At 70.6% G+C, this 24525-nt stretch carries 21 protein-coding genes; 7 read left to right on the forward strand and 14 right to left on the reverse strand.

What is annotated here, in order from left to right; all coding sequences use genetic code 11:
• Positions 1-54: 54 nt before the first annotated feature.
• The 8 genes from JOL79_RS16870 to JOL79_RS16905 form a co-directional block, all read right to left on the reverse strand.
• A complete protein-coding gene (locus JOL79_RS16870) occupies positions 55-1398 on the reverse strand; it encodes a sensor histidine kinase (RefSeq protein ID WP_210156769.1) in 1344 nt (447 codons plus the stop codon).
• Positions 1395-2084 carry a response regulator transcription factor gene (locus JOL79_RS16875; protein ID WP_210156770.1) on the reverse strand — a complete coding sequence of 230 codons (690 nt, stop codon included), beginning with the start codon at positions 2082-2084 and terminating at the stop codon, positions 1395-1397. Before JOL79_RS16875 ends, JOL79_RS16870 begins: the two co-directional genes overlap by 4 nt.
• 91 nt (positions 2085-2175) lie before the next feature.
• The gene (locus tag JOL79_RS16880; protein ID WP_210156771.1) at positions 2176-3510 is read right to left on the reverse strand and encodes a cation:proton antiporter; all 1335 of its coding nucleotides are present in this window, start codon (positions 3508-3510) and stop codon (positions 2176-2178) included.
• A 72-nt stretch (positions 3511-3582) separates the two neighbouring features.
• Complete coding sequence (locus tag JOL79_RS35040) at positions 3583-4956, reverse strand: cytochrome P450 (protein WP_210156772.1); 1374 nt, start codon at positions 4954-4956, stop codon at positions 3583-3585.
• Positions 4950-6002 (reverse strand): alpha-hydroxy acid oxidase, encoded by a 1053-nt coding sequence (locus JOL79_RS16890; protein ID WP_210156773.1) that lies wholly within the window; start codon positions 6000-6002, stop codon positions 4950-4952. Before JOL79_RS16890 ends, JOL79_RS35040 begins: the two co-directional genes overlap by 7 nt.
• Positions 5999-7567 (reverse strand): NAD(P)-binding domain-containing protein, encoded by a 1569-nt coding sequence (locus JOL79_RS16895; RefSeq protein WP_307848564.1) that lies wholly within the window; start codon positions 7565-7567, stop codon positions 5999-6001. Before JOL79_RS16895 ends, JOL79_RS16890 begins: the two co-directional genes overlap by 4 nt.
• A 104-nt stretch (positions 7568-7671) precedes the next feature.
• The gene (locus tag JOL79_RS16900) at positions 7672-9282 is read right to left on the reverse strand and encodes a class I adenylate-forming enzyme family protein (protein WP_210156775.1); all 1611 of its coding nucleotides are present in this window, start codon (positions 9280-9282) and stop codon (positions 7672-7674) included.
• A 132-nt stretch (positions 9283-9414) separates the two neighbouring features.
• The gene (locus JOL79_RS16905; RefSeq protein ID WP_210156776.1) at positions 9415-10227 is read right to left on the reverse strand and encodes a helix-turn-helix transcriptional regulator; all 813 of its coding nucleotides are present in this window, start codon (positions 10225-10227) and stop codon (positions 9415-9417) included.
• Between the two features lie 240 nt (positions 10228-10467).
• Between JOL79_RS16905 and folE the strand changes: the two genes are divergently transcribed.
• The 7 genes from folE (at position 10468) to JOL79_RS16935 (ending at position 17258) form a co-directional block, all read left to right on the forward strand.
• Positions 10468-11055 carry a GTP cyclohydrolase I FolE gene (gene folE, locus JOL79_RS16910; protein ID WP_307848565.1) on the forward strand — a complete coding sequence of 196 codons (588 nt, stop codon included), beginning with the start codon at positions 10468-10470 and terminating at the stop codon, positions 11053-11055.
• 584 nt (positions 11056-11639) lie between these two features.
• Positions 11640-11792, forward strand: a complete 153-nt coding sequence (locus tag JOL79_RS35445) for a hypothetical protein (protein ID WP_307848566.1) — start codon at positions 11640-11642, stop codon at positions 11790-11792.
• A gap of 37 nt (positions 11793-11829) precedes the next feature.
• Entirely contained in the window at positions 11830-12063 is a 234-nt protein-coding gene (locus JOL79_RS35450) for a cellulose binding domain-containing protein (RefSeq protein WP_307848567.1), read from the forward strand.
• An 872-nt stretch (positions 12064-12935) separates the two neighbouring features.
• A complete protein-coding gene (locus JOL79_RS35965) occupies positions 12936-14273 on the forward strand; it encodes a CE1 family esterase (protein ID WP_210156779.1) in 1338 nt (445 codons plus the stop codon).
• A gap of 151 nt (positions 14274-14424) precedes the next feature.
• Positions 14425-15417 (forward strand): pirin family protein, encoded by a 993-nt coding sequence (locus tag JOL79_RS16925; protein ID WP_210156780.1) that lies wholly within the window; start codon positions 14425-14427, stop codon positions 15415-15417.
• A 3-nt stretch (positions 15418-15420) separates the two neighbouring features.
• Positions 15421-15738: a tetratricopeptide repeat protein gene (locus JOL79_RS16930; RefSeq protein ID WP_210156781.1), complete on the forward strand. Its 318-nt coding sequence runs from the start codon at positions 15421-15423 to the stop codon at positions 15736-15738.
• Between the two features lie 227 nt (positions 15739-15965).
• On the forward strand, positions 15966-17258 hold the full coding sequence (locus JOL79_RS16935) for an ArsB/NhaD family transporter (RefSeq protein WP_210156782.1): 1293 nt from the start codon (positions 15966-15968) through the stop codon (positions 17256-17258).
• A gap of 41 nt (positions 17259-17299) precedes the next feature.
• Here JOL79_RS16935 and JOL79_RS16940 read toward each other — a convergent pair whose 3' ends face one another.
• The 6 genes from JOL79_RS16940 to leuA form a co-directional block, all read right to left on the reverse strand.
• Positions 17300-18328, reverse strand: a complete 1029-nt coding sequence (locus tag JOL79_RS16940; protein WP_230984914.1) for a PP2C family protein-serine/threonine phosphatase — start codon at positions 18326-18328, stop codon at positions 17300-17302.
• Positions 18329-18684: 356 nt separating this feature from the next.
• On the reverse strand, positions 18685-20190 hold the full coding sequence (locus tag JOL79_RS16945; RefSeq protein ID WP_210156784.1) for an MFS transporter: 1506 nt from the start codon (positions 20188-20190) through the stop codon (positions 18685-18687).
• Between the two features lie 53 nt (positions 20191-20243).
• Entirely contained in the window at positions 20244-20825 is a 582-nt protein-coding gene (locus JOL79_RS16950) for a TetR/AcrR family transcriptional regulator (RefSeq protein ID WP_307848568.1), read from the reverse strand.
• A gap of 46 nt (positions 20826-20871) precedes the next feature.
• Positions 20872-21267 carry a cupin domain-containing protein gene (locus tag JOL79_RS16955; protein WP_210156786.1) on the reverse strand — a complete coding sequence of 132 codons (396 nt, stop codon included), beginning with the start codon at positions 21265-21267 and terminating at the stop codon, positions 20872-20874.
• A gap of 100 nt (positions 21268-21367) precedes the next feature.
• Complete coding sequence (locus tag JOL79_RS16960) at positions 21368-22630, reverse strand: AMP-binding protein (RefSeq protein ID WP_210156787.1); 1263 nt, start codon at positions 22628-22630, stop codon at positions 21368-21370.
• A gap of 7 nt (positions 22631-22637) precedes the next feature.
• Complete coding sequence (gene leuA / locus JOL79_RS16965) at positions 22638-24335, reverse strand: 2-isopropylmalate synthase (protein WP_210156788.1); 1698 nt, start codon at positions 24333-24335, stop codon at positions 22638-22640.
• Positions 24336-24525 lie beyond the last annotated feature (190 nt).

The following is a 24525-nucleotide window of genomic DNA, read 5'->3' on the forward strand; positions in this document are numbered from 1 at the left end:
GAGCGTGCGGACGGGCAGCCGGGCGAGCGGCCGGACGGGCTGGCGTCATCGCACTCATCTCCTGTGAGCGTCGGCGCTGTCGGGCATCACGGCGGGCGCTTCCAGGGCTGACGATTCCGGTGCGGATTCCCCGGCGGGCGATTCCGCGGTGTAGGACCCCGGGAGCCCTCGCGGGCCGTCCGCCCGGGCGGGATGCGCGGGCAGGCGGACCGTGAACGTCGCTCCGGCCCCGGGCCGGCCGTCCACGACGATCGAGCCGCCGTGCGCGTCGACCACCTCACTGACGAGGGCGAGGCCGAGACCGAGCCCCCCGCTGTGCTGTCCGCCCTCGTATCGGGCGAACAGACGGCCGGCATCTCTCGGATCCAGCCCCACGCCCTCGTCCCGCACGCTGAGCCCGACCAGCTCGGCACCCGAGCTGACGGTCACCTGGATGTGGCCGCCCGCGCGCGTGTGCCGGAGCGCGTTGTCGAGGAGCGCGGAGATCACGCGGCGCAGCGCGGACTCCGCTCCGCGCACGACGTGATCTCCGGGGCCCCGCCGTACGTCGACGATCACCCCGCGCTGCGCCGCGCGCGCGGCCTCGGCCGCGGCGACGTCGTCGGCGAGCGCGGCCAGGTCGACCGGGCCGAACGGCCGGTTCCGCCGGCTGAGCTGGGCCGACAGGAGCATGTCCTCGATCACCTCGCCGAGTTGCCCGATGCCGGCGACCAGATGCTCGACGTCGCCCGCGACGAGGTGCGGGTCGGATCCGCGCCGCAGCCGCCGCGCGGTGATCTGGGCGCGGACGTGCAGCCGGGTCAGCGGGGTGCGCAGCTCGTGGCTGACGTCGGAAGTGAACTGGCGCTGCCGGTCGAGCGCGTCGCCCAGCGGCGCGATCGCCCGGCGGGTGAGGACCTGGCCGATGACGAGCGCCACCAGCAGGGCGGCGAGCTCGGCGGCGGCGAGCGTGCGCAGCAGCCGCTGCCGCTCGGCGGTCTGGTAGGCCAGGTCCAACACGGCCTGCACCGGCACGCCGTCACGCCGCTGGGTGTGGATCAGATAGGACCGCCCGGCGACCTCGGCCAGGCCGACCAGGGTCCGCCCGTCGGCGGCGACCCGCTCCAGCGTCGCGCGTACGGGCAGGTCGGACGGCGCCCCCGGAGAGCGCTGTACGGTGCTCCCGCGCAGCTCGAACAGCCAGATGCAGGGCGGGGGCTGGGCGACCGGGGCGGAGTGGGCCGCCATGGCCAGGTCGCGCCGGGCGCCCACGTCCTGTTCGTTGACCATGATGCAGTAGACCAGCGTGCCCATCAGCGCGAGCACCACTGAGAACCCGCCCGCCATCTGCACGGTGATCCGGCGGCGGGCCCGGCTCAGCAGCCGCCGCTCCGGATCGACGCGCCGCCGGCCGCTCACAGCCCGCCCAGGCGGTACCCCACGCCCCGTACGGTGCGCACCACATCCGGCCCCAGCTTGTTCCGCAGGTAGTAGACGTAGGTGTCCACGATCGACTCGGCCCGGGCACCGTCGAAGACACGCTGTCTCAGGGAGGCCCGCGTGTGCACCTGCCGGGGGCGCACCGCCAGCGCGTGGAGCAGCCGGCACTCCTGGCCGGACAGCGTCACCTGGTCGCCGGACGGCAGCCGTACGACGTGTGACTCGGAGTCGAGCCAGCCGGCGCCCAGCGGCAGCAGGCCGGCCTGGTCCAGGTTCCTGCGGTGCAGGGCGCGCACCCTGGCCAGCAGTTCGTCGATCTCGAACGGTTTGACCAGATAATCCTCGGCACCCGCGTCGAGGCCGGTGACGCGGTCGGCGACCGTGCCGAACGCGGTGAGCACCAGCACCGGCACGGTGACGGCCCGGCTGCGCAGCCTCCGCAGCAGGTCGAGCCCGTCGACCACGGGCAGCCCGCGATCGATGATCATGACGTCGTAACCGCGGCTGAGCCCGAGGTGAAGGCCCTGCTGCCCCTCCCGCGCCAGGTCGACCGCGTAACCCTCGTCGGTGAAGAGGTCGACCAGCATGTTCCCGACATCGCGCTCGTCCTCGACGAGCAGCAGCCGGCGAGAGTGCGGTTCGGATGTCCCCGGGATCCGTGCCACCGGACCACGGTGGCACCTATATCGGGAAATTTCCAGGTTCCAGATGCCCCATCGGGCGGTCCTGCTCAGACGTGGCAGGCCAACCGGGCGATCACGTGAAATTAGTTGAAACTTGTTCCACGCCCTCCCGGTCCACGGCCGCGCTCGCCCGCTCGTGCCGGTCGGGCAACGCCAGTTTGTACAGCGGCAGGGCCGCCGCGGTGGTGAGCACGGCCACGAGGACGAGCATCGCGAAGAGCTCCTGCGTGATCATGCCTTGCGCCAGGCCGATGTTGATGAAGATGAGGATCATCAGGCCCCGGGCGTTCATGATGCCTCCCACCGCCCAGGACTCGCGCCAGCCGAACCCGAGGGCCCTCGTCGACAGCGCGCAGCCGAAGTACTTGCCGAAGAAGCCCGCGGCCAGGATCGCGGCGAAGGCCAGCAGCATGGGTCCGCCGGCGAGGCCCTGGAGATGGGTGTTCAGTCCGGAGAACGCGAAGAAGACGGGCAGCAGCAGCGTCGAGACGACGTCCATCATGCGGCCGTGCAGCGCCGCGCGGAACGCCGGTTCGCGGGGCATGCACAGCCCGGCGATGAAACCGCCGAACACCGAGTAGACGCCGATCCAGTCGGTGAGCCAGCCCGCGGTGAGCGGCACCAAAATGATCACGTAGATGGCGGAGGCGCCGAGCCGGCCGGTCTGTGCGACCCGGCGGCCGAGGGGGCGCAGCAGCGGCGCGACCACCGCGAGCATCACCACCGCGAAGACCGCCGACAGGCCGATGGTCCGCAGCGCGTCACCGGGTCCCGCCCCCAGATGCACCGCCGACAGCGTCGCGAGCAGGCACCAGGCCGCGGCGTCGTCGATGGAGGCCGCCACCAGGGTGAGCCGGCCGATCCGGCTGTTCTCCAGCCCGCGTTCGTACAGGATCCGGGCGAGCATGGGGAAGGCCGTCAGCGACAGCGCGCCGCCGACGAACAGGGCGAACTCGGCCGGGCCGACGTCCGGGCGGGACAGGCGGTCCCACAGCAGGAGACCGGCGCCCGCGCCCAGGGCGAGCGAGGGAAGTATGCCCGACGCGGCCAGCGCCGTCGCCCGGCGCAGCTCGCCCGGCGCGCCTGCACTGTGATCCAGCCCGGCTCCGACCAGGAACATGTACAGCGTCAGGCCGATGGTGCTGAGCACGTACAGCACCGGCCTGACCTCGGCGGGGAACACGGCCGCCTGCGCCTCGGGGAACAGCGCGCCGAACAGTGTCGGCCCCAGCAGCACACCCGCGATCATCTCGCCGACGACGCGTGGCTGCATCACGAGGAGCGCCAGGCGGCCGCACACCGCCGCGGCCACCAGGATGACGACCAGGGCCGGGAGCACCCTGAGGACCAACTGCAGGTGAGGATCCGTGGCGGGCGCCACGGCCAGGGGAAGTGACGCGACGAACATGGTGTGCGCCTCCGCTCGGGGCCGGAACTGACACAGGTACGGGAACGGGCACAGGTTCGGGAACGAGCCAGATCAGGACCGGCCGGGCACGACCGGTGGAGGGCCGCCGGCGAAGTGGCTCTCGCACATCCGCAGCCGCCGCGCGTCCCACACCATGTAGGTGCCGAGCACGAGCTGCACGAGGCTGCGCCACACGTCCTCCCAGCCGTCCCTGAACCGCATGTAGAGCAGCACCGGGCGGCGTCCCGGGCCGGGCAGGGCGTCGAGGGGGGTCAGGAGACACGGCCCCCGGTTGGGCAGGGACCGGGTGTGCGAGGCGGTCGACTCGAGCTCGTACGCCCGCAGGGTCTCCCGCACCGCGACCCGCAGGGTGATGGGCGCGAGCCGCCACGCCGGGCAGGGACGGTTGGCCGAGACGCCGAACGGGATGTGGTTGAGCTCGCGGACCGGCGGGTGACCCGGCGCGAACCGGCCGGGGTCGAAGCGGCCGGGATCGGCGAAGCCCGCGCGGTGGAACTCGGGGTAGTCGAAGCACAGCACCGAGCCGGCCGGGATCGTCACGCCGTCGCCCAGGGCGATGTCGCCGTCGGTGATGCGGTGGGCGACGCCGAAGAGCGGGTAGAGCCGCAGCGTCTCCGCGATCACCTGATCGAGGTAGCGGTCGTCGCCGGCCCGCGCCCTGGCCCGCACGTCCGGGTGCTGGGCGAGGGCCATCAGCACGTGGGCCGTGGCCTCCGACATCTGGACGACCGCGGTGTTGAAGAAGGCGCCCTGGAGGTAGAGCGCCCGCTCCCGCTCCGTGAGGCCCGCCGGAAGCTCGTGCCGCACCCGGGGCAGCCGCTCGACGAGATATCCGGTCAGCCGCTCGCGCCGGTCCATGTGCCGCAGCCCGCAGCACTTGAGCGCGGTGACGACGTCGTTCGCGTTGCCGACGATCAGTTCACGGGCGTCCGGCGGGCACGGATCGCCGAAGACGAGCTCGTAATAGAACTCGGCCCAGACCGGCATCATCAGGTCGCGCAGGCGGACCGTCCCCGGCCCGCGCCGCAGCGCCCGGGTGACGCAGCGGCGGGCGAGCTCCTCGGCCCGCTCCCGGGGCACGGACAGGACGCGGCGGGTGGCCAGGGCGACGGCGTCGTACCGCTCCCCCGGCTCCAGGTGCTCCTGGTGAATCTCGGGTCCCGGCGACAGCCAGTACCAGAACAGGTCGGAGAGGGCGGCTCCCCGGCTCCGCCCGCAGGCCGCCGGATGGGAGTAGACCTCCTTGAACCGGTCGACGCCGACCAGGTCGCCGGGGACCGTGATGCTCTCGTCGCCGTTGATCCCGGCGAAGACCCGCATGCGCAGCGCGACGACCCGGCCGGGCAGCCACCGGGGCAGGCTCAGCACGACGGCGGCCGCGCCCGCCAGCGCCACCACGGTCACGACAGTCCCGGCGGTCAGCACGGCCGCACCAGGCCGGGCCGCAGGTCGTGCACCGACGCGACGCCGAGCAGGGTCAGCGCGTGCTCGACCTCGTCGTGGAGCAGCCCGAGCACGCGGGCCACGCCGCGCTCGCCGTCCGCCGCCAGCCCCCAGATCACCGGGCGGCCGACCGCGACCGCCGACGCGCCCAGCGCCATCGCCTTCACCACGTCGGTGCCCCGCCGGATGCCGCCGTCCAGCAGCACCGGTACGGCTCCGCCCACGGCGGCCACGACCTCCGGCAGCAGATCGACGGCGGCGGGGACGGTGTCGAGCTGCCGTCCGCCGTGGTTGGAGACCCACACCGCGGCCACCCCGTGGTCGAGCGCGAGGCGGGCGTCGTCGGGATGCGTGACGCCCTTGAGCACCACCGGCAGCTCCGTCATCCGCCGGAGCAGGTCGACATGCCTCCACGAGATCTCCGGCGACATGACGATCGGCCGCACCCGGTCGCCGTCGCGCAGGTTCTCGCAGCACATGCCGTCGGGCAGGTCGTCGAAGCCGTTGTGCTGATCCCGGTCCCGCCGTCCCCGGGCCGGTGAGTCCACCGTGACGACCAGCGCCGTGCAGCCGGCGGCCTCGGCGCGCCGGACGATCGCCTCGGTGAAGGCGAGGTCCGGCTGGATGTAGAGCTGGAACCACAGGGTGCCTCCCGGCGCCGCCGCCGCGACGTCCTCGACGGCGACCGTGGCGGCCATGCTCACGACCATGACGGTCTCCGCGGCGGCCGCCGCACGTGCCGTGGCCCTCTCGCCCTCGGGGTGGGCGAGCCGGTGGAACGCGGTCGGCGCCACCAGCACCGGCATGGCCGCCCGGCCGCCGGGCAGGGTCACCCCGGTCTGGAGCTTCCCCGTCCCGCGCAGGACGCGCGGCAGCAGCGCGAGCCGCGCGAAGGCCGCCTCGTTGGCCCGTACGGTGATCTCCTCGCCGGCGCCGCCCGCGAAGTAGTCGTAGTGGGCGGGGAGCAGGCGGGCGCGGGCCGCCGCCTCGAACTCCCGGACCGCCGACGGGGCGCGCACGGGCGTCACGCCGGGATCGGAAGGGCCTGGCGCTGGAGGAAGTCCTGAAGCGGGCGCAGGTGCACCTGTTCCGACGTCCACTCGTTCTCCAGGTTCTCGGTGATGTGATGGACGGCCTCCACCACGCCGTTCCGGAAGCGGCGCACCACCGGGTGGAGATAGTGGCCCTCGTCCGCCCGCGCCGCGTCGCTCTGCCGGATCCGCCCCACCGCGATGTCGAACGGGTCGACCTGGTCGTGGCCGGGGCCGTACTCCAGCGTGACGGCGAAGTGGCCGCCGTCGCCGACGGGCGGACCGGCCAGGTCGATCGGCAGTTCCTCCAGGTAGCGGGCGCCGCCGTGCCCGTCGGGGACGATGACGTCGGCGAGGAAGCCGAACTGCTGCCACAGCCCGGAGCTGCGGTTGACCCGTTCGAGCACCGCCGCCGCCAGCGTGGCGTGGTCGGCCGCGAGCGTGCGGCCGTGCCACGGGACGTCGTGATATCTGGCCTCCAGGACGCGGTGCAGGGCGCGGACGCCGTATCGGAAGCCGTGGATGAATCCGTTGGTGCCCCGCTTGAAGTCGCGCGACTGGGTGATCGTCCCGGCGAAGTAGAGGCCCGGCACGTTCACCGACTCGTACGCGGGGGTCAGCGCGGGGAACCTGTCCTTGATCGTCAGCTCGGGACGGCACTCCGGAGCGAAGATCGAGGCGTCGAACCGGAACCCGGTGCAGACGATCACCCGGTCGTACGGGATGTCCTTGGTGACCTCGTCGGCGCGGACGAAGCTCACTGTCACCAGGTAGGAGCCGTCGGGCCGGCGCTCGACACGCGTGACGTCGCCGTCGAGCACCGCGTTCTGCGACTTGAGCTGATAGGTGTCGAGGAAGTTGTTGTTGACGGCGCGCAGGTGCCCGACGAAGTGGGTCCGCCAGGCCAGCCGGACCGAGTGGGGACCGGCGACATGGATGACCGCGGCCGTCTCGACCAGACTGTCGGCCGTCTCGAACGCCGAGTTGCCCTTGCCGATGACGAGGACCCGCATGCCGGTGAAGCCGGCGGGGTCGGTGGAGAAGGTGTCGTAGCCCTCGGCCGTCTCGATGCCGGGGATCTGCGGCGTGTTGAGCCGTGTGACGCCCGTGGCGACGACGACGCGCCGCGCGCGGTACGTGCGGCCCTGCTCGTCGGTCACCCGGAACGGACCCCCGGGTTCGGGGCGGGCGACCTCGGCGACCCGCGCGTCGTAGGTGATGTGCGGGGCCTGCGCCGCGGCGAAGTCGCCGAGATACCGCACGAAGTCGTCGGCGGCGGGGAAGTAGCGGTCGCTGTAGCGGGTGAACAGCAGGTCCGGGTCGTCCGTGAGCAGCGAGTTCCAGTCCACCCGGAGGTTGAGCTCGGGATCGTCCCATCCGGTGTGCTTCTTGTTGATGGAGATGAGCTGCCGATGGCGGGGGAAGGTCCGGAAGAACGTGCCGGGCGTGGGGCCCGCCTCCAGGATCCGGTACCTCCGCCCCGCCCGCTGTAGGAAGTGGCCCAGCTGCAGGCCCGCCGGCCCGGCGCCGATCACCAGATAGTCGAGGGTGTTGTCCGGCACTGACGCCTCCATCGCTGCGTGCGGTCGTACGGGATGGCATCAGTGTTGGCGCGCGATTCTCAGAGATCTCTCAGAGATCTGTCAGAGGAACCCGTCAGAGCCGGTCAGCGCGCCGCCGGGCCGTACCGCTCCAGCAGGGCCCTCTTGTCGGGCTTTCCGCTGGTCGCCATAGGGACGGCGGACACCGTCGTGATCGTCTGGGGGACGCTGTCCGCGCCGAGCTCGGCGCGGACCAGCTCGGTCAGCTCCTCCGGGTCGGGGGCGCGGCCGGCGGCCGGCACGACGAACGCGTGCACGGCCTCGCCGGTACGGTCGTCCGGCGCTCCGGCCACGTACGCCTCGGCCACGTCGGGGTGGGCGGCCAGGACGCGCTCGATCGGACCGGCGTACACCACGATCGCGTTGACGATGACGACGTCCCTGGTCCTGCCGGACAGATACAGCAGGCCGGTCTCGTCGAGGCGGCCCAGGTCGCGGGTGCGCAGCCAGCCGTCCCGCAGCACCTCCCCGGTCTCCTCCGGCTGGTCCCAGTAACCCGTCATCAGGTAGGGGCTCCGGGCGTGAATCTCCCCGGTCCGGCCCGGGGGGACCTCGCGTCCCTCCTCGTCGCGCACGCTGATCTCGACGGAGGACAACAGGCGGCCGACCGAGGCCGGCGCGCGGTCCGGGAAGCGGGCGAGGTCGGCGGGTGTGAGGATGGACATCGCCCCGGCCTCGGTCGCGCCGTACCCCTGGTAGACGACGGGGCCCAGCCGCTCCACCGCCTCCATCAGCCGGTTCGGGCTGAGCGGCGACCCGCTGACCATCAGCGCGCGCAGGCTGCCGACGTCGACCGGCTCGTCACGGAGCAGGTCGAGCATGTGGCACAGGCGTGGCACGGTGATGATGGAGCCGGTGATCCGGTAGCGCTCGAGCGCGTAGGGGAACAGCGGCTTGCCGTCCTCCTCGGGGATCACCGCCGTCCCGCCGCCGAGCAGGCACAGGCCCACGAACTCCAGGACCACCATGCTGGACAGCGTGCCGAACAGCAGATAGCGCCGGAAGGAGTCGGCGAGCGCGTGCGCCACCGGCGACCAGACGCGGGGTTGCCAGCTCCAGTGCGCCTCGCTCAAGGCCCGATAGGTGACCGCGCAGCCTTTGGGCTGTCCGGTGCTGCCGCTGGTGAAGGTCAGCAGGGCCACGTCGTCCGGGCGCGCCGTGACCGTGAGCGCACGACCGTCGTCGGGGAGGGCCAGCAGGTCGGCCCCTGGCCGTTCCGGGCAGGGGCCGAGCGAAAGCACGGCGGCCGGCCTGGCGGCGCCGAGCAGCTCCGCCGTCGCCGTCGACGGGTCGACGACGAGGACGTCGATCCCCGTCCCGAGCACGCGGGCGAGCTGCGCGGGCGTGTATCCGGGCCGCACCGCCACGACGCGGCAGCCCAGCGCGTGCGCGGCGATCTGGACGGCGAACGCCTCCGGCGTGACCGCCGTGTGGATGGCGACGCCCCGGCCGGGGCCCAGCCCGGCGTCGGCCAGCGCGGCGGCCAGGCGCCGGATGAGATCGAGCGCCTCGCTCCGTGAGACACGCCTGTCTCCCTGTTCGAAGGCCGTGCTGCCTGGCTCCTTCCGCAACGCTTCCAGCACGGCGTGCGGGAACAGCGGCTCGGTCGGCGCGGCGGTGGACCCGTCAGTGGACCCGTCAGTGGACCCGTCAGTGGACGCGGTGGAATCGTGCATGTCCGGCTCCTCTTCGTCCCAGGTCGCCGCGTTCAGGGCCGCGGTCGACGGCGGATGCGCCGGCGAATGACCGGCCTGTCTACCGGCGACGCTAGGAGGCGCGGATCAGAGGCGCATCAGAAGCGCATGCCGTCAGCTCTCACGCGAGGAGCGCAGCTCGACGCAGCACTCCCCGGGGCGGGGCGCCAGAACCGCCCGAGCCGGTGCGTCTGGCACGCCGTCTGGCCCGCCGACTCGCGGGACGTCCAGAAGACCGGCGAGCAGGCCGTCGAGGAACGCGAGGTTGATGCCGCAGACCAGCTCGGGGGCCCGCGCCGCGAGCGGGTGGAACGGGCAGTTGCCCAGCCGTACACACGTGGGTGACACCCGGATGGGCTCGAAGCCGTGCCTGGCCAGCACGCCCTCGGTGAGGGTGAGAGCCCGTTCGGCGCCGAGCCGCCCCGGTCTGGCCTGCGCCCGTTCGGCGGCGCCGAGCTCCACGCCCCGGCGCCCGGCCACCCTGACGGCGGCCTGGCGGGCGTTCTCGCCTGCGTTTTCCCCACGGCCCGCGTTTCCGCCCGCGCCTTCCGCTCTGCCCGTGTTTCCGCCCTCTCCCGCGCGTCCACCCTCGCCTTCGCTGAGAACGGCGTCCATGAGGATGTCGGCGAGCAGCTCGTGCCGGCGTTCGGGGATGGTGACGCGGAAGTCCGTATCCGCCGGTTCGTAGACCTTCGGGGTGCGCCCGGCCTTGCGGACTCCGCCGACCGCCTCGTAGCGGGCCCGCAGCAGACCCGCGTCGACCAGCTTGTCCAGGTGGAAGGCGGCGAGCTTGCGGGAGATCCCGACCGCGGCGGCGGCCTCGTCGCGGGTCACCGGACGGCGTGCCCTCCGGATGTGCACGTACATGCCCCGGCGCAGCTCGTCGTCGAGCGCGGCGACGGCGCTGATCGCGGGATCGATCGTCACCTGCCCACGATAACGCCAATGAGCATGGGTGGTATCCGGCCGAACCCGTATTGAGATACCCACTTGACCCATAGGGAGCAATAAGACCAATATTTGTTGGCGTAACTCAGACCGCAGGCGGAGGTCGTGATGATCGGCGAACCACACCAGACGACGACACCTGGATCGGCTTCACGCGTCCGAGCCGGGCGACGGCCGGCCGCGACAGCCGACACCCCGAGGGCCGACACCGCTCTGAGGGTGATCCACCAGCCCGACGCCGATGTGGATCTCGCCGCCGCCGAGCGGGCCGCGGGTGATTTCCTGCGCGCCCTGGGGATCTCCACCGAGTCGGAGAGCCTTCGGGAGACGCCGGCGCGGATGGCCCAGGCCTACGCCGAGCTGTTCACACCCCACCCGTTCGACCTGACCACGTTTCCCAACGAAGAGGGCTACGACGAACTCGTACTGGCCCGCGACATCCCGATCCGCTCGGTCTGCGAACACCACCTGCTGCCCTTCGTGGGGGTGGCGCACGTCGGCTACCTGCCCGGCGAGCGGATTCTCGGGTTGTCCAAGCTCGCCAGGGTCCTTGAGCATTTCGCCCGCCGGCCTCAGGTGCAGGAGCGGCTGACCAAGCAGGTGGCCGACTGGCTCACCGTCCAGTTGCGTCCCAAGGGGGTCGGCGTCGTGATCGCGGCCGAGCACACATGCATGACCCTGCGCGGCGTGCGGGCGACCGGCTCGACCACCGTCACCTCCACGCTGTCGGGCGCCCTGCGCGAGGACCCCCGATCCCGGCAGGAGTTCTTCGCCCTCACCGGCGTCCATTCCGCGGCAGGGCGTTGATCCGCGACCGAGAGCGCATTTTCCCGGAATTTCTCCGGCACGTTTTCCGGGACGCCCCGCCCGGAATTTTGCCGGGCGAAATCATTTCGAAAGATCTCGACCGGCGTCGGCGCGAGCGAAGGCCCCACTGAATACGTCACACGAATTACTGATGAAAGTTTCATCGTGACGCACCGGCGCCAGCCGTGGCTCCGCTCCTGGTCAGGAACGGAAGGGATGACATTTCCGGGGAAGCGTTCCGCGCGACAAAGGCAAGACCCTTGACATGCCTTATCGGCGTCATATTTGCTCCCCCGCACCGGCAAAACAGCGTCAGCCGGAAAGAGAGGAGCATTCGTCATACCTTTTGACGTCAGCGCCAACCCGACGACTCGACCGGCGCGAACATCCGCGAGCCGCTCCAGGTTTCGCTGGTCGTCGCGCCGCTCCGGGCCGGCTGACGGCGGGTTCAGCCAACGATTCGACTCCGCCTCGGGAGCCACGGCACCCGTCGTATGGGCCGCCTTCGACGAGGGCCACATCGCCGCACCCCAGGACGGCGCCACCGGCGACAGCGGCTCTCGCACCTGGGTCCCCGGCGAAGTGTGGAAGTTCTTCACCCAGTTCGACTCCACCACCCCGCCGACCTCCCCGTCTCCCTCGGCCACCCCGAGCCGTTCGCCGTCGGCTTCCCCGTCGGCGTCTCCCTCGGCGTCTCCGTCGGTTCCGGTGACAGGTGCGTGTTCGGCGACGATTGAGACGACGAACTCGTGGCCGGGTGGGTTCCAGTCGAATGTGACGGTCCGGGCGGGCGGTTCGGCGGTCAACGGCTGGACGGTGAAGTGGACGTGGCCAAGCGGTCAGACGATCAGCAGTCTGTGGAACGGCACGCAGAGCGTGTCCGGTTCGTCGGTGACGGTCCGCAACGCCGACTACAACGGGTCGATCGCGGCGGGCGGGTCGACCATGTTCGGCTTCACCGCCAACGGCATCGCGGCCACCCCAACCGCCACCTGCACCACCCCCTGACCCTCCAGTGAGGCGGAGGTGAGTCGGGCCGGGACTCCATCCCGGCCCGACTCGTTTCCACCCCCAGGCACGGACATATCGATGAGATCGAGACGCCTTCCTCATCGATATTCCGGTGTCCGACCACGGTCGGATCCGGCCGAGGAAACGTCCGGAATACGTGGCGCGAGGAAAAAACGCGAATAGCGCACGACTGTCGAATCGGTTCGACCACCATTCGGTCCCGAGTCGGCACGTATGAAGGGGGCATCGAACGGTTCGGCGACCTCGTCGCCGGACACACGGAGCCACGCGGGTGAAAATTTCACGACCACCCACGGTGAAACTTTCACCCCGGCGCATCGGCGATGACCGCGACCGTCTACCTGGTCAGAAACAGAGGAATGGCCTTTTTCGGCGATCGGTCCGCGCGGAGAAAAGCCGGATCCTTGACATTCCTCAGTGGCGTCCTATTTGCTCCGCTCCACTAGCGTCTCCCGCCAGTCGGAAGAGAGGAGCACTCGACACCCTCCACGATATTAGCGCCAACCCCTACGGCTCGACCAGCCGTGAACGCCAGTGCGGTCCAGTTCACCGGAGAGGCGGCATCCGCCGCATTCACCGGGCATTGCCGGATCAGAAGCCCGCTCCGACCCCTGCCTCCTTTTCCGCCTCGGGAGACGGGTGCCGGCGCCGGCCACACGCCTGAATCCGCCCTGCTCACCGGCGGCAGGGAAGGGCTGAGCATACGCACGCTGAAAGCGATGGCTGGTCGCCACGCCGTTCCGGGTCGGCCGACGGCGGGCGCAACCAAGGTTCGACTACATCTCGGGAGCGCCGGCCGGTCGAGGAGAAACAAATGGTCTCCCTATTTGAACGGCAGAGGAAATTGCATGATGTCAAGGAATAGATCTGTCTTCGCCGCCGTCGCGGCCTCGGTATTACTCGTCCTGGGCACGGCCCAGGCGGCGCTGAGCAGCATCGGCGAAAGCGCGTCGGTCGCGGCCGCGGCGACCGGCGGATGTGGCAAGGCCCCCGCGCTGGCGAGCGGTTCCCACACGATCACGAGCGGCGGCCAGAGCCGCAGCTACATCCTGCGGGTCCCGGCCGCCTACGACAACAACCACCCCTACCGGTTGATCTTCGGGTTCCACTGGAACGGCGGCACCGCCAACGACGTCGACTCGGGCGGGACCGACGGGTACAACTGGTCGTACTACGGCCTGCGGCGCCTGGCCGACAACGCCAACAACAGCACGATCTTCGTCGCGCCCCAGGGCATCGGCAACGGCTGGGCCAACTCCGGCGGCCGGGACGTGACCTTCGTCGACGACATGCTTCAGCAGATCGAGGCGGCCCTGTGCGTCGACACGGCGCAGATCTTCTCCTCGGGGTTCAGCTACGGCGGTGCGATGTCGTACGCGCTGGCCTGTGCCCGTCCGACGGTCTTCCGCGCGGTCGCGGTCTACTCCGGGGCGAACCTCAGCGGGTGCAGCGGCGGCACGCAGCCGGTCGGCTACATGGGCCTCCACGGCCTGCGGGACAACGTGCTGCCCATCTCCTCCGGGCGGTCGCTGCGTGACACGTTCGTCAGGAACAACGGCTGCACCCCGCAGAACCCGCCCGAGCCCGCGCAGGGCAGCCTGACCCACATCGTCACCTACTACTCCGGCTGCCGGGCCGGATATCCGGTCGTCTGGGCCGCCTTCGACGGAGCCGGTCACGACCCCGGCCCGCGGGACGGGTGCACCTGTGACGGCTGGCAGACCTGGACCTCGGGAGAGGTGTGGAAGTTCTTCACGCAGTTCCAGTCCACCCCGCCGATGTCGCCTTCTCCCTCCGCGACGCCGAGCCGGTCGCCGTCGGCGTCCCCGTCGGCTTCTCCGTCCGTGTCTCCGTCCGTGTCCCCGTCGGCCTCTCCGTCCACTCCGGTGACCGGTGCGTGCTCGGCGACGATCGAGACCACGAACTCGTGGCCGGGCGGGTTCCAGTCGAACGTGACCGTCCGTGCGGGCAGCTCGGCGATCAACGGCTGGACGGTGAAGTGGACCTGGACCGGCGGGCAGACGATCAGCCAGGCGTGGAGCGGTGACCTGAGCACCTCCGGCTCCGAGGTGACCGTCCGCAACGTGTCCTACAACGGCTCGATCGCGGCCGGCGGGTCCACCAGTTTCGGGTTCCTCGGCAACGGATCCGCGGCCACGCCGACCGTGACCTGCACCAGCCCCTGAGCCCTCCGGGAAGGCAGAAGTGAGATCGGGCCGGGACCTCCATCCCGGCCCGATCCGTCTCTTACCCCCAAACCGGGACGGTCCGGGAATGTATGAGAGCCGCGGTTGGTTCAAGGCGTCAGTGTTTTAACTTTCAATCAGGAGGGTGGCCATGCCAGCCGTCACCGCCGACACCCTGACGCTGCCGCGCGTCGTCGTACCCGATCCGGCCGTCGCCGGACCGCGCCCCGTGCGGTCGGTGACGACCGCGCCCAGCGGGCTCGAGGGTGAAGGCTTTCCCGTCCGCCGCGCGTTCGCCGGGGTCCCCCAGTCCGTGCTTGACCCGTTCATCCACATGGACCAGATGGGCGAGGTCGAGTACGCCCCCGGTGAGCCCAAGGGCACGCCCTGGCATCCGCACCGCGGATTCGAGACCGTCACCTACATGATCGACGGTGTCTTCGAGCACCAGGACTCCAACGGGGGCGGCGGCACGATCACCGACGGCGACACCCAGTGGATGACCGCCGGGGCGGGCCTGCTGCACATCGAGAAGCCGCCGGAGCACCTGGTGGTCTCGGGCGGCCTGTTCCACGGCATCCAGCTGTGGGTCAACCTCCCCCGGGCGCACAAGTTCCACCTGCCGCGCTACCAGGACATCCGGGCTCGCGAGGCGGCGCTGCTCGCCTCGTCCGACGGCGGCGCGCTGCTGCGGGTGATCGCCGGCGAACTGGACGGACACGCCGGTCCCGGCGTCACGTTCACGCCGATCACGATGGTGCACGCGACCATCGCCCCCGGCGCCCGGCTCGACCTGCCGTGGAACCCCGGCTTCAACGCTCTGGCCTACGTTCTGGCCGGTCAGGGGTTCGCGGGGGCCGAGCGGCGGCCGTTCCGCAAGGGCCAGCTGGCCACCTTCGGCGCGGGCGGGTCGCTGACCGTCGCCGCGGACACCGCCCAGCCCCAGGCGGAGCCCAACCTGGAGGTGCTGCTGCTCGGCGGGCAGCCGATCCGTGAGCCCGTCGTCCACTACGGCCCGTTCGTGATGAACACCCGCGACGAGATCATCCAGGCGATGGAGGACTACCAGGCGGGCCGCCTGGGCGTCATCCCCCCCGAGCGGGTCCCGCACACCGACGGCCCTCTGACAACCGGAACGGAGTGACACATGGAGACGCTGGCCGAGCGGTACGCGCGCGGCAGGCTGTTCTTCGAGCTGAAGGACTACATCGGGGCCGCGAGCATCCTGACGGAGGTCGTGGGCGAGGCCCCGGGTGATCTCGCGGCCCGGCTGCTGCTGGCCCGCGCCTACTACCACTCGGCCCAGCTCGGCCGGGCCGAGTCGGAGCTCCGGCTGATCCTGGAGCGCGATCCGGCCGAGGAGTACGCCTATCTGCTGCTCGGCCGCACCCTGGAGCGGCAGAACAGGTCCGCGGACGCCGCGCCATACCTGCGGCTCCACGCGGCGATGACCGGTTCGGTCTGACCGCCCACGGGGCCGGTGGTGATCCCACCGGCCCCGGCGGCCGCACCGTCTCTCCGGCGGCGTCGGCCGCCGGAGAGTGTTCGGGCGCTATGTCGCCAGAACGGCGTTTCCGCATAGGGTGGACCTTGGTGAGCCGGGAAGCCTGGTCGGCAGGTCCGTGTCCTCTATGCGAAGGATGTGCCGGTGCAGCCCCGTAATCTGCTCACCATCAACGGGACGCTGAGGGCATGAGCACCCTCGCCTGGCTCAGTGTCGCCGTCTTCCTGATCGCCTACGTCTTCATCGCCACGGAACGCATCCACCGGGTGGCCGCCGCCCTCGGCGGCGCGGGCATCATGCTGCTCATTCACGCGAGCGACGCCAAGGCGGCCTTCTTCTCGCCGCACGCGGGCATCGACTGGAACGTTATCTTCCTGCTGCTCGGCATGATGGTCATCGTCGGGGTGCTCAAGGAGACCGGTGTCTTCGAATACCTGGCCATCTGGGCGGCCAAACGGGCCCGGGGACGTCCGTTCCGGCTGATGGCGCTGCTCGTCGTCATCACCGCGATCGCCTCGGCGCTACTGGACAATGTCACCACGGTGCTGCTCATCGCGCCGGTCACGATCCTTGTGTGCGAACGGCTGGCTCTCGCGCCGGCGCCGTTCCTGATCGCGGAGGCGATGGCCTCGAACATCGGCGGCGCGGCCACCCTGGTGGGCGATCCGCCCAACATCATCATCGCCAGCCGCGGCGGCCTGACCTTCAACGACTTCCTCGTCCACATGGCGCCGATGATCGTCATTCTGATGGTGGTGTTCCTCGCCCTGTGCCGGCTGATCTTCGCGCGGTACCTCAAATACGACGCGGAGCTCGCGTCGGCGGTCATGTCCCTGGACGAGCGGGAGGCCCTCGCCGACCGGCGTCTCCTGGTGCAGAGCCTGGCCGTGCTCGCGCTCGTCATGGCGGCGTTCGTGCTGCACCCGGTACTGCACTACGAGCCGTCCGTGGTCGCCCTGCTCGGCGCCGGCGCCCTCGTCGCCGTTACCAAGATCACCACGACGCGGGCGCTGTCGGAGGTGGAGTGGCCGACTCTGGTGTTCTTCGCCGGACTGTTCGTCATGGTGGGCGGCCTGGTGGAGACCGGCGTCATCGACCGGTTGTCCCACGTCGCCGGGGACGCGACGGCCGGACGGCCGGAGGCGGCGATGTTCGGGCTGCTCGGGGTCTCCGCCGTGCTGTCGGCGATCGTGGACAACATCCCGTACGTGGCGACCATGAGTCCCGTCGTCGAAGAGGTGATCCAGGTCGAGGGCGCGCGGGGGCCGGCCCGCGCCCTGTGGTGGGCGCTGGCCTTCGGCGCCGACCTGGGCGGGAACGCGACGGCCGTGGGAGCGGCGGCCAACGTCGTGGTCCTCGGCGTCGCGGCCCGCAACCGCACACCGATCAGCTTCTGGCAGTTCACCCGTTACGGCCTGGTCGTCACCGTCGTCACGGTCGCCCTGGTCGTGCCGTACCTCTGGCTGCGCTACCTGGCGTGACAGCACGTGAAGTCGCGTGAAGCCGCGTGAAAGCGCGGCCCTCAGGCTCCGTGCCGGCGGAGCAGCAGCATCGCGGCGTCGTCCGGCACGGGGCCGCCGACGTGGTGCAGCAGGTCGGCGCGCAACTGGTCCAGGGCCTCCTGCGGATCGGGTCCGAGCAGCAGGTGCGTGCGTTCCTCGAGCGGATAGAACTCCCCGTCCCGGTTCCTGGCCTCGATGACGCCGTCGGTGTAGAAGAGGATCTGGTCGCCGTGGGCGAAGGGGACGTGATAGGGCTTCGGCAGCGACAGCCCGAGCTGTCCCAGTCCGAGCGGCGCCCCCTCCTCCGGCGGCTCCGCGTGGCGCACCTCGCCGTCCTGACTCAGGACGACAGGAGCGGGATGGCCGCAGTTGAGCAGGAGGATGTCGTCGCCGCGCACCTCCGCCAGGATGGCCGTGACGAATTTCTCCCCGCCCAGATGGCGGGCGAGGCTGGTCTCCAGCCGCTCGGCGACTCCGAGCAGCTCGGGCTGGTCGTAGGCGGACTCCCGGAACGCCCCGAGCACCCAGGCCGCCGTCTCCACGGCCTCCAGGCCCTTGCCCTGCACGTCGCCGATCAGCAGCCGCACACCGTCAGGCGTGGTCACGACCTCGTAGAGGTCGCCCCCGATCTGGGCCTCGGCCGCGGCGGAGGTGTAGGACAGGGCGATGCGCAGCTCTCCCGCGCGGCGCGGAACCGGCCGCAGCAGGACCCGCTGCGCGGCCTCCGCCACCATCCGCACGTTCGCCAGCTCGCGTTCGCGCCGGGTCCGCAACCAGCTCGCCAGCATGCTCGCGCAGGTGATGCCGGCGATCGTCGCGATGGTGAGGTTGTTCTGCGGCTTGCCGAGCAGGTGGCTGTAGGCGGCCAGGGGAATGCAGATGGTGACGGCGAGCGCCCCCACCGCCGCCGTACGGCGGACGCTCCCCGAGACCGAGGCGAACGTCGGCCCCAGCGTCAGCAGCGGCAGGAAGCCCAGGGACGGGCCGACGAGCACGTCGACCAGGGCCACAAGGCCCATAACGACGAACGGCAGACGGCGGAGAACCATCTGCGACCTCATCGGCACCCCATTGTCCGACCTATATGACTCGTTAGACCTTTCCCCAACCGGGGCGGAAATACCCATTGCCCATGAGGCCCGCGCATAATCGCCTCCACGAGTCACTCGCCGCCGTTATCGGTCCCCCTAATGGGAGGATCGGCGTGCTCCCTGTGACTTCGGTGGGAGAATCGCGAGAAGCGACTCCAATCATGACATCGAGCTATGGATTCGTCACCGCTTGTACGAAGGTAGCGGATTCTTCTCGCCCGTGCGGCGATCCGCACGGAGACGACGTCACCAGGAGCTGCTCAGCCCGCCGCCGTCGTACCGGCGCGGGCGGGCCGGCACGACGGCGGGGACGCTCAGGCGGGGAAGTTGGCCCGCCGTACGGCCAGGAGGGCGGCCAGGCAGCCGGCGATCGCGGCGGCGAGGAAGGCGAACTGGAAGCCCTGGTGCAGCGCGGACGTGTAGCCGATCGGCGACGGGCCGGTCATCAGCTGCGCGGTGTGCGCGGCGGCGAGTGCCACGAAGGCCGCGACCTCCGCGGACGACCCGGTCTGCTGAGCCGTGTACTGCAGGGCGGAGACCACGCCGCGCTCCGCGGGCCGGGCGGCTCCGGTGGCGGCCAGCGTGTTGGAGAGGTTGGCCAGCGTCGCGCCGAAGCCGATCAGCAGCTCCGGCCCGAGCCTGCTCGTCAGGAAGGAGAGCGACGGCGTGACCGCCAGCCAGAGGAAGCCGGCCGCCATGATCAGCGGCGCGGTCCGCGCCACCAGCCGGATGCCGAAGCGGCCGACGATGCGCGGGCCGATCCGGCCGAGGGCGAGGATCATCACGGCGGTCGGCAGGATGGTCAGGCCCGCCTGGGTGGGCGTGTGGCCGATCACCTGCTCGTCGTCGAGGGCGAGGAAGACCAGCGCGCACAGGAACGCCCCGGACACCAGTCCCGCCCGCAGGTTCGCCGTGTAGACGACCGGATTGCGCGGGATGTGCAGCGGTAGCAGCGGATCGGGGCTGCGCCGCTCGTTCAGCACGAAGGCGACGAGCAGCAGCAGGGCGCCCGCGACGCCGCCGAGCGTGGCGGTGCTCAGCCACCCCCGTTGCGCCGTCTCGGACAGGGTGTAGATCAGCAGGACCAGCGCCGCCGTGATGGTCACCGCGCCGAGCGCGTCGAACCTGCGGGCCCGGACCGCGGCCCTGACCTGCGTGGGGATGAACAACGGCGTCAGCGCGAGGATGAGGCCGCCGACGGGCACGTTGACCAGGAAGAGCCACCGCCAGCCGAAGGCGTCGGTGAGCACCCCGCCGAGCATCAGGCCGAAGCCGGCGCCCGAGCCGATCACCGCCTGGAACGCGCCCATCGCCCGGCGCCGCCGCGGGCCGTCCGGATAGAGGTCGAGGATGAGCGCGAGGGTGCACGGCGTCGTGATGGCGGCGCCCAGGCCCTGCACCGCCCGCGCCGCGATCAGCACCCCGCCGTTGGGGGCGATCGCGGAGACCAGCGACGCGGCGGTGAACAGGCCGATCCCGAGGACGAAGGAACGCCGGCGCCCGAACAGGTCGACCACGCGCCCGCCGAACATCATGAACCCGGCGTACGTCAGCGTGAACGACGTCGTGATCCACGAAAGCGCGCTGCCGGAGAAGTCGAGGCCCTTGCTGATGGCCGACATCGCGACGCTCACGATCGTCATGTCGAGCGCGATCATGAAATAGCCGACGACGGCGAGGGTGAAGGCGATCCCCGGATGACGCGCGACCCCGGCGTCCTCGGGTTCCGGCTGCCGGGTCTCCTGCCGGGCCTCCTGCGCGGCTTCCGGTGGAGGTGGCAACGGCTCTTCTCCGACGATGGCTTCCTGCCGGTCGGTCATGTGTGCTCCCAGGTCAGGTGAGGGAAATCCGAGGGCGCTCCGGACGCCGGCGGTCAGGAGGCGCGGCCGGCGTCCGTACGGGCACGGTCGAGCAGGGCCACGACGCCCACCATGGCCTGATCGAAGTAGGCGGGATCGTTCCCCGCCCTGGCCAGGACGTAGCCGCCCTGCATCACGGCGATGATGGTCGACGCCGTGGCGGCCGGATCCAGGGAGGCGTCCAGCTCGCCGTTGTTCTGGCCGTCGGTCAGCACCGCCGTGAGCAGGGCCTTGAGCCACGCGAACGTCTCGTCCACCGGACGGCGCAGGTCGGGGTTGGTCACGACGTCGGGGTCCTGGGTCAGCCGTCCGATGGGACAGCCCTTGAGGACGTCACGCTCGCGTCGCAGATAGGTGGTGATCCGATCGAGCGCGGGCCCCGGCCCCGCGAAGAGCTTGCCGACCTCGGTCCGCAGCTCCTGCGTGGTCCGCTCGATCGCCGCCTGGGCGAGGTCCGCCTTGCCGTCGAAGTGGTGGTACATGCTCCCCTGCCCCACCCCGGCCCGTTCGAGGATCGCCCGGGGGCTGGTGCCGGTGTAGCCGCGTTCCCAGAGGAGCTCGCGCGTGCTTTCAATCAGACGCTCTACCGTGTCCACGCCAGTACTGTACATACTAGTAGGTACAGAAACAACGGCAGTGAGGTCAGATCGTTCGTACGGGCTGTTCCCACACCACGAGCGTCAGGCATCCGCGCGGGCTGCGCGGGGCGTGCACGCTCCCGGGATGCATCACCAGAACGCTGCCCGCCGGGAAGACCCCGTCGTCCGTCTCCAGCTCGCCGCCGAGCACGTAGATCGTCTCGTAGCCCGGGTGCAGGTGCGGCTTGGCGGTCGCGCCCGGCAGGTACCGGACCAGGGCCGCAGCCGGGCCGTCGGGCCCCGTCTCCTCGGTCGTGTACAGCTCGTGGATCTCGGCTCCCACCCTCCCGTCGGACGCCAGCGGCCGGAACGAGAGGGGGCGGTGCTCGATCTTCTGGCCGGGCAGGGCCGCGAATACGGCCGGGATGACGTCCGCGGCTGACGGAATGGTCTCTGTCATGACATTTCCCCTAATCCCGCTGATTGGAGGGACGTCCCGCCCGGCGGGTGCGGACAGGACGCGAAATCGCGTGGAGGCTCGTTCCGGTCTGCCTGTCGCGCTAGTCGGTCGGCCGGGTGTCGATGACGGCCCGCAGCTTGCCGCTGCGGTTGTTGACCTCGAGATCGCCGTAGCGGCTCCACTCCACCCGCACCGGGTGAATCATTCCGGCGGACACGGTCTCGGCCAGCAGGGGGCGGCACTTGTCCAGCGTCGCGATCAGCTCGGCGGCGGTGGCGTCGGCGTCCGCGAAATCGGGCCGGGCCGCGAGCTTGATGAGGAGCCCGTCCAGCCCGTCGGAGCGATAGGCCACGAGCTGCATCCCGATGATCGCGTCGGCCGTGGAGAGACCGTCGACGACGCCCCGGACGTCCTCGGTGAACAGGGTCACCGGGCCGATCCTGAGGCCCTCGACGTGCCGGCCCTTCAGGCGGTAGAGACCGGACGCGGGATCCACCCACTCGGCCAGGTCGCCGACCGGATAACGCAGCACGGGCAGGAGCCGCCTGCGCAGATCCGTCTTGATCAGGCGCCCGGTCCGTCCCGGCTCGCGGATGGGCTCACCGGTGACCTCGTCGACGATCTCAAGTACCGCGTCGCGGTCGGGGCCGAGGAAGAGCCGCTGGTCTCTCCCGCGCATCGGGCGGCCGATCACCCCGGAGTCGACGCTGCCGTAGATGGCCGCGCAGATTTCGGCGTTGGGGAAGGCCGCGGCAAGCAGCCGCCGCTGGTCCTCGAAGATCGGCTCACCGGCGAAGAAGACGATCTCCATCGACGGAAGGGTGCGCCCCTGCTCCAGCAGGTGGTTCGCCACCCTGCAGATGGTGGTGGGCGTGGAGCAGGTGACCTGCACCTCGAAGTCGGACAGCACCGTGGAGATCGCCGCCGGTGAGGCCGCGCCGCCCATGGGGAGCAGGACGTTCTCGGTGGAGATCCGGATCAGCGCCTCGTGCCAGAGGACGAAGCTCGCGTACAGCTCTCCGCCGTAGAACAGGTTGGCCACCCGGTGCCCGTGGTGGAGGCCGTTCCGCACCATGGAGTGGCCGAGGTCGAGGACGAAGTCCTGCCACTCGCCGGACGAATAGGCGGCGAACTTGGGAGCTCCGGTGGTCCCTCCCGTCTTGAAAATGAGGGCGTCGGTGAGCGGCGCCGTGAGCACCCGGTTCTTCGCTGTCGTGTTCGCCTCCCAGAACGCCGTGTGGTCGACGATCGGGAGCGTGGTGATGTCGTCGATCCGGTCGGGCAACCCCTGGTAGAGCTCCCCGTAGAAAGGCGATTTCTCTCGGACGAACCGGACGAGCTCGTTGAGCTTTCGGTAATCCATTGCGGAGTCAACCTCTCCTGTTGATCGCAGAGACGATTCCCATCAAGGTCGCGGTGACGATGTTGTCGTCGATGCCCGCGCCCCATACGGCGACGCCGTCGACTTCGCACTCGACGTACGCCGCGGCGCGGGCGTCGCCGCCCGCGCCCAGCGCGTGCTCGGCGTAGGTCAGGACGCGCACGTCGATCCCGGCGGAGGTGAGCGCGTCCTCGAAGGCCGAGACCGGCCCGTTGCCGGCGCCCGTGATCTGGCGGATCTTGCCGTCGATCCGGACCACGCAGCTCAGCATGTCCTCCTCGCCCAGCTCGGAGGTCGCGCGGTGGGCGATCAGTTCCAGCCGCGGGCCGGCGACCAGGTACTCCCGCTGGAACATCCGCCACATGTCGGCGGCGGTGACCTCGCCGCCCTCGGCGTCGGTGTGGGCCTGGATCACGCGGGAGAACTCGATCTGCAGCCGCCGCGGCAGGTCGAGCTGGTGGTCGGCCTTCATGATGTAGGCCACGCCGCCCTTGCCCGACTGGCTGTTGACCCTGATCACGGCCTCGTACGTGCGGCCGATGTCCTTGGGGTCGATCGGCAGGTACGGCACCTCCCAGCCGAACTCACGCAGCCCGACCCCGGCCGCGGCGGCGTCCCGCTCCAGACGCTCCAGCCCCTTCTTGATGGCGTCCTGGTGGGAGCCGGAGAACGCCGTGTAGACCAGCTCGCCGCCCCACGGGTGGCGCGGATGCACCGGCAGCTGGTTGCAGTGCTCGACCACCCGGCGGATCTCGTCCATGTCCGAGAAGTCGATCTGCGGGTCGATCCCCTGGGAGAACAGGTTCATGCCCAGCGTGACCAGGCAGACGTTGCCGGTCCGCTCGCCGTTGCCGAACAGGCAGCCCTCGATGCGGTCCGCCCCGGCCATGTAGCCCAGCTCCGCCGCCGCCACCGCCGACCCCCGGTCGTTGTGCGGGTGCAGCGACAGCACCACCGAGTCGCGGTACGCCAGGTTGCGGTGCATCCACTCGATCTGGTCGGCGTACACGTTCGGCGTGGCCATCTCCACCGTCGCCGGCAAATTCAGGATCACCTTGTGGTCGGGGGTCGGCCGCCACACGTCGGTGACCGCGTCGCACACCTCGAGCGCGTAGTCGAGCTCGGTGCCGGTGAACGACTCGGGCGAGTACTGGAAGAACACGTCCGTGCCCGTCAGCTCCTCCGCCAGCTTCCGGCACAGCTTGGCGCCCTCCACCGCGATCGCGGTGATCCCCTCGCGATCGAGCCCGAACACCACCCGCCGCTGCAACGTCGAGGTGGAGTTGTACAGGTGGACGACGGCCGCCCGCGCTCCGCGCAGCGACTCGAAGGTCCGCTCGATCAGCTCCTCCCGCGCCTGCGTCAGCACCTGGATCACCACGCCGGAGGGGACTCGGTCCTCCTCGATGATCTGCCGGACGAAGTCGAAGTCGGTCTGCGACGCCGCGGGGAACCCGACCTCGATCTCCTTGAAGCCCATCCGTACCAGCAGGTCGAACATCTTCAGCTTGCGGTCGGCGTCCATCGGGTCGATCAGCGCCTGGTTGCCGTCGCGCAGGTCCACCGCGCACCACCGCGGCGCCTGCGTGATCATCTTGTCCGGCCAGGTCCGGCCGGTCAGCCGCACCGGCTCGAACGGCCGATAACGGTGGAACGGCATTCCGGAAGGTTGCTGTTGCGTGTACATCCCAGTGAGGTCCCTCCGGGCAGAGGAATTCGGGGTGACGCGCACGGCCGTACGCCTGGACTGCTCACAGACAGGGCGCCGGTTCGCTCACCGCATCTCGGGAGTTGAACGCCGGCCAACCGCGCGGCTTGACTTCCCTGTCAGTAAACGTGACTCGCAAAACTGGATCAACCCGGTCATCCTCATGCAT

Origin of the sequence: Microbispora oryzae (assembly GCF_017896165.1) — a bacterium.
GTDB lineage: Bacteria > Actinomycetota > Actinomycetes > Streptosporangiales > Streptosporangiaceae > Microbispora > Microbispora oryzae.

Bases quoted from the DNA above. Each gene is read 5' to 3' on its own strand.
- JOL79_RS16940 (WP_230984914.1), bottom strand. From the start codon at position 18,328: ATGGTTCTCCGCCGTCTGCCGTTCGTCGTTATGGGCCTTGTGGCCCTG.
- JOL79_RS16960 (WP_210156787.1), bottom strand. From the start codon at position 22,630: ATGGATTACCGAAAGCTCAACGAGCTCGTCCGGTTCGTCCGAGAGAAA.
- JOL79_RS16945 (WP_210156784.1), bottom strand. From the start codon at position 20,190: ATGACCGACCGGCAGGAAGCCATCGTCGGAGAAGAGCCGTTGCCACCT.
- leuA (WP_210156788.1), bottom strand. From the start codon at position 24,335: ATGTACACGCAACAGCAACCTTCCGGAATGCCGTTCCACCGTTATCGG.
- JOL79_RS16935 (WP_210156782.1), top strand. From the start codon at position 15,966: ATGAGCACCCTCGCCTGGCTCAGTGTCGCCGTCTTCCTGATCGCCTAC.
- JOL79_RS16930 (WP_210156781.1), top strand. From the start codon at position 15,421: ATGGAGACGCTGGCCGAGCGGTACGCGCGCGGCAGGCTGTTCTTCGAG.
- JOL79_RS16925 (WP_210156780.1), top strand. From the start codon at position 14,425: ATGCCAGCCGTCACCGCCGACACCCTGACGCTGCCGCGCGTCGTCGTA.
- JOL79_RS16955 (WP_210156786.1), bottom strand. From the start codon at position 21,267: ATGACAGAGACCATTCCGTCAGCCGCGGACGTCATCCCGGCCGTATTC.
- JOL79_RS16900 (WP_210156775.1), bottom strand. From the start codon at position 9,282: ATGCACGATTCCACCGCGTCCACTGACGGGTCCACTGACGGGTCCACT.
- JOL79_RS16880 (WP_210156771.1), bottom strand. From the start codon at position 3,510: ATGTTCGTCGCGTCACTTCCCCTGGCCGTGGCGCCCGCCACGGATCCT.
- JOL79_RS35965 (WP_210156779.1), top strand. From the start codon at position 12,936: ATGATGTCAAGGAATAGATCTGTCTTCGCCGCCGTCGCGGCCTCGGTA.